Below are 2,523 nucleotides of genomic sequence, written 5' to 3'. Positions count from 1 at the left end.
TATCAAGCGTCAAATGTACGGAAGAGCTAGTTTTGAGCTGCTCCGCAAAAGAGTCATCCTGATGGGGATCTCCAACTTTCACCAAATGTGACGATGAACCACGTTCATAGGAATTTACATCTAATGAATCAATAATAAAATTCCCTGTTGTAATATCACTCTCAGGGTCTAAACCTTGTCCGATAAATTTAAGCTCCATTTTTTCAAATTTTAGTATTTAAAAACTGCTTGAGTATTCTTATTATGATAGTTTTATCCTTGGCATTTATTCTTGCAATTATATGTCAAAAATAATAGAATTCAGAAGTGTATAGGCAATTTTTTAAAATTTTAGTAACTGTTTAAACGCAAAAAATTTCATTAATCAGTGTCCAAGAGCGGCCTAACCGGTCGCTCTTTTTATTTCTAAACAAATCAATTATATTTGCAATACAGTATACTTGCATAATACCTAAAAAACGCTAACTGCCAATGGCCCAGTACTATAGCCGTCGAAATCTTAATTTTTTGCTTCACGAGGTATTTAATGCCGCTGACCTTACCAAGTATCCGTACTACAGCGCACACGACCGCGAAACGTTTGACATGACGATTGATGCCGCCACCCAAATTGCGGATAATATAATGTTTCCGTACTTCCGGGATGTGGATCGGAATCAACCGGAACTTCGGAACGGGAAAGTAACGATTCACCCTAAAATCGGCGAGTATTTAAAGGCGTTGGGAGAGGCAGGTTTGATTGGTACCGGTTTTTCGTTTGAAAATGGCGGACAACAATTGCCCGAATTGGTAAGTTCCTGCTTGGGATTTATCCTGATGGCGGCCAATAATGGCATGATGTACACCGGTTTAACGTCCGGGGCGGCAGGTTTGATCAGTTCGTTTGGAACCGATGAATTGAAGCAAACCTACGTAGGGAAGATGCTCGCGGGCAAATGGCAAGGCACCATGGCTTTGACCGAACCGCAGGCAGGAAGTTCACTTTCTGATATCACCACTTCGGCGGCTCCCCAAGCCGACGGAAGTTACAGAATAAAAGGACAAAAAGTATTTATTTCAGCCGGTGACCATGACCAATGCGAAAATATCATTCACCTGATGTTGGCACGGATTGAGGGCGCACCGAAAGGGACAAAAGGTATTTCGCTTTTTGTGGTCCCTAAATATCGCCTCGACGGCGCTGACAACGACGTCACTTCAACGGGAATTTATCATAAACTGGGACAACGCGGTGTACCTGCGATGCACCTCACCATGGGCGACCGCGACGATTGTCAGGGTTGGTTGGTGGGAGAACCGCACAAAGGACTTTCGTACATGTTTCAAATGATGAATGAAGCACGTATCGGCGTTGGTATGACAGGAGTGGCGATTGCCTCGGCCGCTTATTGTGCTTCGTTGCAATACGCGAAAGAGCGTCCGCAGAGCCGTCGTTTGAACGAGAAGGGTGTATTAGATAGTCCGCAAATACCCATCATTCAGCATCCCGATGTGAAGCGGATGTTGTTGCTGCAAAAAGCGGTGGTTGAAGGTTCGCTTTCGTTGCTGATGGAAGCAGCCCGTTGTGCTGATATTGCGCACGCGAGTGAAGACCCCGAAGAAAAGGAAAAATACCATTTGATGCTCGAATTGCTGACGCCTATTGCCAAAACCTACCCAACCGAAATGGGAATGATAGCGGTAAGCAACGGTTTGCAAGTGCTTGGAGGCTATGGTTTTACGGAAGATTTTCCTCTGGAACAACTGTATCGTGATATTCGGATTACTCCGATTTATGAAGGTACGACGGGGATTCAGGCTCAGGATTTATTGGGCCGTAAGATGACCATGAAAGGAGGCAAGCCCGCACAATTGCTCTTTGGAGAAGTGGCCAAAACCATTGCAGAAGCAGAAACGCACGAGGATTTGAAAGTGTACGCTAAAATGCTCAAAGCCGAATTGATTCGTTTGCAGGAAGTTACGATGTCCCTCATGCCGTATGCCATGCAGGGCGATATTGAACGCTTTTTGATGGACGCGACTTTGTACATGGAAATGTTCGGAATCATTACCGTAGCTTGGCAGTGGCTCAAACAGGCGGTCGTTGCCAAACAGGCATTGCTTACTCAAAATCCGGAAGGCGATGAACTGGCTTTTTACGAAAGCAAAATCCATACAATGAAATTTTTCTTCCATTATGAAATACCAAAAACGCTCGGTTTGGCTGTGCGTTTGAAAGATACCGAAGTCCTGACCATTACCACAGAGAAAGAATTAGCGCTTTAAAGAATTTGTGATTTACGGGGCCGCCCGTGCGGTGAATGAGTGATTTAGTGAATAGCGAGGCCATTGGTGCTGTAAATGAGTGAATGAGTATTAATACGCCTCGTTTAATCTTGCAGGCAAAATCGACAAGCTTTGAGATATTTAATTTGTAGAAATTAAAATAGGCATAACAGATTGATTAACAATTTGCTATGCCCGACAATTGGAGCCAAAGCTCTAAGTTTGTAGTGACCAAACAACAAATAGACTTACCTCAAT

The 2,523-nt window shown here is 44.0% G+C and carries 2 protein-coding genes; one reads left to right on the top strand and one right to left on the bottom strand.

Annotated elements, in window-relative coordinates; genetic code table 11:
- On the bottom strand, positions 1–199 hold a 199-nt coding region (locus Q0081_RS19340), incomplete at its 3' end, for a hypothetical protein (protein ID WP_298357099.1).
- Between the two features lie 272 nt (positions 200–471).
- On the opposite strand from Q0081_RS19340, the gene Q0081_RS19335 reads away from it, so the two are divergent.
- Positions 472–2,265 carry an acyl-CoA dehydrogenase gene (locus Q0081_RS19335; protein ID WP_298357096.1) on the top strand — a complete coding sequence of 598 codons (1,794 nt, stop codon included), beginning with the start codon at positions 472–474 and terminating at the stop codon, positions 2,263–2,265.
- Positions 2,266–2,523: the final 258 nt, after the last annotated feature.

The sequence above is a fragment of the Runella sp. genome (genome assembly GCF_027484545.1).
In the GTDB taxonomy this organism is placed as follows: domain Bacteria; phylum Bacteroidota; class Bacteroidia; order Cytophagales; family Spirosomataceae; genus Runella.
The sequence above is the reverse complement of the archived record's forward strand: the minus strand, read 5'-3'. Positions and strand labels throughout refer to the sequence as shown.